The sequence below is a fragment of the Clostridium chromiireducens genome, from assembly GCF_002029255.1.
Taxonomy (GTDB): domain Bacteria; phylum Bacillota; class Clostridia; order Clostridiales; family Clostridiaceae; genus Clostridium; species Clostridium chromiireducens.
The window spans coordinates 1-6,758 of the sequence record NZ_MZGT01000134.1; the positions used below are offsets into that span (position 1 = coordinate 1).

Annotated in this window: 5 protein-coding genes; 4 read left to right on the plus strand and 1 reads right to left on the minus strand. The window is 31.7% G+C overall.

The genetic code is table 11. From position 1 onward, the window contains the following. Positions 1-119: 119 nt before the first annotated feature. Genes CLCHR_RS23570 through CLCHR_RS23585 form a run of 4 tightly spaced genes read left to right on the plus strand, consistent with a single transcriptional unit; the run spans position 120 to position 3,782 of the window. Complete coding sequence (locus CLCHR_RS23570; protein WP_242966192.1) at positions 120-869, plus strand: ABC transporter ATP-binding protein; 750 nt, start codon at positions 120-122, stop codon at positions 867-869. Next, complete coding sequence (locus CLCHR_RS23575; protein WP_079442384.1) at positions 866-1,885, plus strand: ABC transporter permease; 1,020 nt, start codon at positions 866-868, stop codon at positions 1,883-1,885. Before CLCHR_RS23570 ends, CLCHR_RS23575 begins: the two co-directional genes overlap by 4 nt. Positions 1,886-1,910: 25 nt before the next feature. Then, positions 1,911-2,576, plus strand: coding sequence for a TetR/AcrR family transcriptional regulator (locus tag CLCHR_RS23580; RefSeq protein ID WP_242966193.1), 666 nt, complete (start codon positions 1,911-1,913; stop codon positions 2,574-2,576). A 57-nt stretch (positions 2,577-2,633) separates the two neighbouring features. Next, positions 2,634-3,782: an HlyD family secretion protein gene (locus CLCHR_RS23585; protein ID WP_079442386.1), complete on the plus strand. Its 1,149-nt coding sequence runs from the start codon at positions 2,634-2,636 to the stop codon at positions 3,780-3,782. Positions 3,783-3,937: 155 nt separating this feature from the next. Here CLCHR_RS23585 and clpB read toward each other — a convergent pair whose 3' ends face one another. Further along, positions 3,938-6,550 carry an ATP-dependent chaperone ClpB gene (gene clpB / locus CLCHR_RS23590; protein WP_079442387.1) on the minus strand — a complete coding sequence of 871 codons (2,613 nt, stop codon included), beginning with the start codon at positions 6,548-6,550 and terminating at the stop codon, positions 3,938-3,940. Between the last annotated feature and the right edge of the window lie 208 nt (positions 6,551-6,758).

Consider the following 6,758-nt stretch of genomic DNA (forward strand, 5'->3'; position numbering starts at 1 on the left):
TAATAATATAAATATCTTAATAATTAATACATCATCATACAAATTGAAGGCTTTGTATTTTTTTTATATCATCAAAATGAGTGATTACTCACTTATTATATTTAGAAAGGAATTTGATTATGCAAAATAAAGTTAGTAGTATGCTTGATTCTTATTGTATAAAAGTCGAAAATGTTAATAAATCTTTTGGGAAGAAACAAGTTCTTTTTGATATTAGCTTAGATATACCCTATTCTCAAATTCTAGGTTTACTTGGTCCATCAGGTTCTGGAAAATCAACCTTAGTTAAGATGATTGCAGGGATAGATATTGCAACTAGTGGTTCTGTCTATTTACTAAACGAAAAAATGCCTAAGTTATCACTGATGAATAAAATTGGATACATGGCTCAATCAGATGCATTATATGAGGAGCTTACTGCTGAGGAAAATATTAAATTTTTTGCTTCAATGTATGGACTTTCAGGAAATGATCTAAAGCAAAGAATTTCTGAAGTGATGAATCTTGTTAATTTATCGGATCATCTAAAAAAACAAGTAAAACAATATTCTGGTGGTATGAAACGTCGATTATCTCTTGCTATTGCGCTTGTTCACGAACCGCCTATTTTAATATTAGATGAACCTACTGTTGGTATTGATCCCGTTCTTCGTAGGTCTATCTGGGAGGAACTATACAAGTTAAAAGATAGTGGTACTACTATTATTATCACTACTCATGTAATGGATGAAGTTGAAAAATGCAATAACTTAGGAATGATTCGTGATGGTAAACTAATCGCTGTAGGCTCTCCTGCTGAAATCAAGCATAATTCTAACTCAAGTACTATTGAAGAAGCATTTTTATATTATGGAGGTGCATCAAAATGAGGGTGAAAGCAATTGTAATTAGAATCTTACTTCAACTTGCCCATGATAAACGTACAATTGGATTGATGATTCTAGCGCCAATATTAGTTTTGACTTTAATGTCGTTTATATTTGATGGATCAAATTATCATCCTAAAATCGGAGTAATAAATGCCCCTATTAGCATTGTAAATAAATTAGAAGATAATGATGCTAAAATAATTCGATATACAGAAAATGATGCCTATTATGCCCTTAGCCTTTCAGAAGTTGATGCAATAATAAATTTTGAAAATGGAATCCCTAAAATAACTTTAGAAGGTAGTGACCCGAGCAAAAGTCAAGCTGTTATAAAACTTGTACAAAATGCAACTCAGCAGCTAGCATCAATTGCAGCCAAACCAGACATAACCTATCTATATGGTTATGAAAATATGTCTAGTTTTGATAATTTTGGACCTATACTAATTGGTTTCTTTGTATTCTTCTTCGTCTTCCTAGTGGCAGGTGTATCATTTCTTGGAGAGCGTACTTCTGGCACACTTGAAAGAATACTATCGACGCCACTTCGCAGATGGGAAATTGTTTTAGGTTATCTTCTTGGATTTGGAGTTTTTACTATAATACAATCTGCTCTTATCGCCTGGTACTCAATTAATGTTCTTAACATCATGATGATAGGCTCTTTTCCACTAGTAATCCTTGTAACCATATTAACTGCAATGGTAGCTCTTAGCATTGGTACTTTTATATCTGCTTTTGCCAATAATGAACTTCAAATGATTCAGTTTATACCAATAATTGTAGTGCCACAAGTATTCTTTTCTGGCCTCTTTGATTTAAGCACTATGTCAACTTGGCTGCAATCTTTTGGACACTTTATGCCTTTGTGGTATTCAGCTGATGCCCTTAGAAATATTATGATCCGTGGAAAAGGTTGGAGTGATATTTCATTTGATGTCTTAATTTTATTATTAATTTGTATATTTTTTATGGTTTTAAATATATTAGCTCTAAAAAAATATCGAAAAATATAACCATAATTAAGGGGGAACTAAATTGATGGAAAAAAAATCTTTAAAAGAACTTATGAACCTAAATAATGTAGAACATAATATGACTGAAAAACAAATAAATATACTTAGTGCTGCAATAGAACTTTTTTCTGAAAAAGGATATGAAGCCACAGCTACTAGTGAAATTGCTAAAAAAGCTGGAGTCGCAGAAGGGACTATTTTTAGGTATTACAAAACTAAAAAAGATCTTTTATTTGCCATTCCAGCGGCCTTATCTAAAGCATCTTTATTTGAGATTTTTATTAATGATTTTAACGAGATATTAAACGAAGAGCATGAAACTTTTGAGAGATTTTTAAGAAAAATAGTGCTAAATAGACTGAAATTTGTTAATGAAACTGGGCCAATATTAAAGGTCATAATTCAAGAGGTGCCGTTTCATCCTGAGCTTAGAAGTAAAATTCTAAGCACTGTAATCTTTCCTGTAATCAAAAAAGGCACATCAATTATTGATAAGTTTAAAGAACAAGGCGATCTTATAGATATACCAAGTATTTCAATTATTAGACTAATAGCAACTTCTATATTTGGATATATTTTTCTTCACAATATCGCACTCCCTGAACTAAAAAATAATGATGACGAATTGGAATATCTAATACAGTATATCATTAATGGAGTTTGCCTAAATAATAAAACCAAAAACTTATAGGCTCAGTATAAATTCACATAAAAAAATAATATAAATTCATTAGTAAAGGGTGGTCATATGAAAAAATTATTTATGTGTAGCTTAACGGTCTTATTTCTAACTACGGGTTGTTCTTTAAATTCTGATACCTTAACTTTAAAGGGAGATATTCAAAATAATATTGTACCTGCAACTAGTATAGTCTCTGGTAAAATCGTAGAAATGAAAAAAAATCAAGGAGAAGTTGTGAAAAAAGGCGATGTGATTGCTGTAATAGATAATGTTACTCAAAAATATACAGTTGATCAAACGCAAGCCATTGTAAATATAAAAAAAGCGAAACTTGATGAGTTAAAAGTAGGAACTCGTCCTGAACAAATAGAGCAAGCCGAAGCACAAGCTCGGGCTGCCAAGTATCAATTAGATCTTTTAACTGCTGGCAATAGAAGCGAGCAAATAAAACAAGCTGAAGATGAGGTATCAATTTCTGAAACCTCTGTAAATTCAGCTCAAGCAAATTATGACTATATAAAAAATCAGTATAACAACACTTCTCAGTTATATGATAAAGATGCAGTTCCTAAAAATACATTAGATGACGCAAAGCTAAAACTAGATACTACTTCAGACCAGCTTTCTACAGCCAAATATAAACTCGAAAGCGCCCAGCAACAGCTAAAGCTTTTAAAAGATGGATCCACTAGTGAATCTATCAACATTGCTCAAGCAAATTATGATGCTGCCAATGCTCAATTGAACTTACTTAAAAATGGCTCTACAAAACAAGCTATAGATGCAGCACAGGCTGATTTAGACCAAGCTGTTGCCCAATTAAATCAGGCTCAGAACAATTTAAACAACTATAATATCGTCGCATTAAACGATGGTATAGTAATAAGTAAAAATTTCTCCCTAGGTGATGTAGTTAATGTAGGTAGTGATATTGCTGATATAGCAATATCAAATGAATTGTACGTACTTTGCTATATCCCTGATGAACACTTGGACAAGATCTCTTATAACCAATCACTAAATGTTGTAACTTCAACTGGAAATCAAACCGGCTCAGTAAACTATATTGCATTAAAACATGAATATACACCAAAAGATAAACAATCAACTGCTGATAGTAAACATATAGCCACTAAGATAAAAGTATCAATAAATGATTCAGATGGTAAATTAAAATCAGGAATGACCGCAGATGTTCAAATTCCCATAAAATAGCTATGGGGTAACTTGCCGAAAGGTAGTGGACTATGTTGTTTCGGTTGCTATAGAATATGCAACACTGCACAAAATAGTCTACTACCTTTCTAGTGTTATCCACATATTAACGCACATGCAAAAGGAAACTCATACTTCTTCACTACTACAGTAAGTTATTGCTTAAGAGGTGATAAAACAGGCACTATAGTAATTTCTTCGTCATTTCCATCAATCATAACCTTAGACCCATAACTTAACTCACCCTTTATTATCATTCTAGCAAGTCTATTTTCAAGTGTGTTTTGAATATATCTCTTCAATGGTCTTGCCCCATAAACCACATCATATCCTTCTCTTGCTATTATTGTTTTTGCTTCATCGGTAACTTCTATTTCAATGTTCTTATCTCTTAATCTTGAGCTTACCTCTCTTAAGAATATATCTATTATCTTCTTAATCCCAGATTCAGATAATGGTTTAAACATTATAGTGTCATCAACTCTATTTAGGAATTCTGGTTTAAATCTTGACTTTAAGACACTCATTACTTTTCCCCTTATTCCTTCATCCACATTCTCTTCATTAGTATTTTCCAATAAATATTCGCTTCCAATGTTTGAAGTCATAATTATTATTGTATTTTTAAAATCTACCGTTTTACCCTTATTATCAGTTAGTCTACCATCATCTAATATTTGCAAAAATATATTAAAGACATCTTCATGTGCCTTTTCAATTTCATCAAATAGAATTACACTATATGGGCTTCTCCTTACTGCTTCTGTTAATTGTCCTCCTTCATCGTATCCTACATATCCTGGAGGCGCTCCAACTAATCTAGATACTGAATGTTTCTCCATATACTCTGACATATCTATACGAATTATATTTTCTTCTGAATCAAATAGATTTCTAGCTAGTGTCTTAGCGAGCTCTGTCTTTCCGACCCCTGTAGGTCCTAAGAAAATAAATGATCCGATTGGCCTATTGATATCTTTAAGTCCTGCCCTTGCTCTAAGTATAGCATTTGTTACAGCTTCAATAGCCTCGCCCTGTCCTATTACTCTAGCAGCCATTTCATCTTCTAACCTTAATAGTTTTTCTCTTTCACCTTCAAGTAAGTTAGTCACTGGAATTCCTGTCCATTTAGAAAGTACTGCAGATACTTCTTGTTCGGTTACTTCCTCTTTTAACAAAGCACCTTCATAATTATCTCTTAACTCAATTTCCTTTTGCTTAATCTCCTCTTCTAATGCTGGAATTTTACTATATTGAATTTCAGCGACTCTATTATAGTCAAAATTCCTTTGAGCGATCTCGATTTCTCCTCTAGCATCATCCAACTCACTTTTCAATGTTTTTATTGTAATAATCTGTTCCTTTTCTTTTGTATATTTTGCAGTCATTTCATCATTCTTCTCTTTTAATTCTGCAAGTTCTTTTTCAACATCTTCTAGTCTATTTAATGATCCTTCATCTTTTTCTTTTGATAAAGCTTCTTTTTCAATTTCTAATTTAAATATTTTTCTTCTTATAACATCAAGTTCAGTTGGAAGAGAATCAATTTCTGATCTTATCATAGCACCTGCTTCATCAATTAAATCAATTGCCTTGTCAGGCATATATCTGTCCTGAATGTATCTATCAGAAAGCTTTGCTGCTGCTACTATTGCTGAATCGTGAATTCTAATACCATGATGAATTTCAAATCTTTCTTTTAACCCTCTTAAAATGGCTATAGTGTCATCAACAGTCGGTTCATCTATAATTACTGGCTGAAATCTTCTTTCTAACGCTTTATCCTTTTCAATATATTTTCTATATTCATCAAATGTTGTAGCACCGATACAATGTAGTTCTCCTCTTGCTAATAGCGGCTTAATTAAATTTCCGGCATCCATTGCTCCATCAGTTTTACCCGCTCCAACTATAGTGTGAATTTCATCTATGAATAATAATATTCTACCCTCGCTGCTTTGAACTTCTTTCAACACAGCTTTTAGCCTTTCTTCAAATTCACCTCTATACTTAGCTCCAGCAATTAATGATCCCATATCTAATGAAAAAATAATTTTATCTTTTAACCCTTCCGGAACATCTCCTCTAACTATTCTCTCCGCTAAACCTTCAATTATTGCTGTCTTACCAACACCTGGTTCACCTATTAATACTGGATTATTCTTTGTTCTTCTGGATAGAATTCTTATAGTTCTTCTTATTTCTTCATCTCTTCCAATAACAGGATCAAGTTTATGCTTTTTAGCAAGTTCAACTAAATTAGTTCCATACTTAGCCAAGGCATCATATGTTCCTTCCGGATCTTGAGTTTCAACTCTTTGACTTCCCCTAATCTCAGAAAGTACTTTTAAAAACGTATCTCTAGTTATATTGTATTGTTTCAATATCTTAGAAACTTGATTATTATTATTTACATCTATAATAGCAATCATTAAATGTTCAACACTAACATACGAATCTTCAAATTGCTTTGAAATTTCCTCAGCTTTAATCAATACTTCTTCTACTTTTCTTGTAATATATACATTTCCAATACCTTCACCTAAAACTTTTGGCATTGACTCTAATTCTTTGTTCACAGCATCTTTTAAGTTTTTTACTTGTATACCCATCTTAGTAAGAATATTAGGTACTAACCCATCTTCTTGATGAATAAGCGCTGCAAAAAGATGGATTATATCTATTTGCTGGTGATTGAACTTAACTGCTGTAACATTTGCATCATTTAATGCTTGTTGTACTCTTAGTGTCATTTTATCAATATTCATACTTAATCCTCCTAAATTTCTATATTAATTTTTTAATTTTTAATATTTTTTGTTCTCTACCTAAATAATTTCTCTTTACTTATATAATAATACATAGGTCAAAGAAAGTCAAAGTTTGTTTGAAGGTTTTTATATATTTTATTAGTATAAAGATTTATTTTAAATTTCATTGTTTTGTAGTACAATGAAATTATAATTATCTACATAC

What these genes read in the sequence shown, in the direction of transcription:
- clpB (WP_079442387.1), bottom strand. Translation starts at nt 6,550, where the DNA reads ATGAATATTGATAAAATGACACTAAGAGTACAACAAGCATTAAATGAT.
- CLCHR_RS23570 (WP_242966192.1), top strand. Translation starts at nt 120, where the DNA reads ATGCAAAATAAAGTTAGTAGTATGCTTGATTCTTATTGTATAAAAGTC.
- CLCHR_RS23585 (WP_079442386.1), top strand. Translation starts at nt 2,634, where the DNA reads ATGAAAAAATTATTTATGTGTAGCTTAACGGTCTTATTTCTAACTACG.
- CLCHR_RS23580 (WP_242966193.1), top strand. Translation starts at nt 1,911, where the DNA reads ATGGAAAAAAAATCTTTAAAAGAACTTATGAACCTAAATAATGTAGAA.
- CLCHR_RS23575 (WP_079442384.1), top strand. Translation starts at nt 866, where the DNA reads ATGAGGGTGAAAGCAATTGTAATTAGAATCTTACTTCAACTTGCCCAT.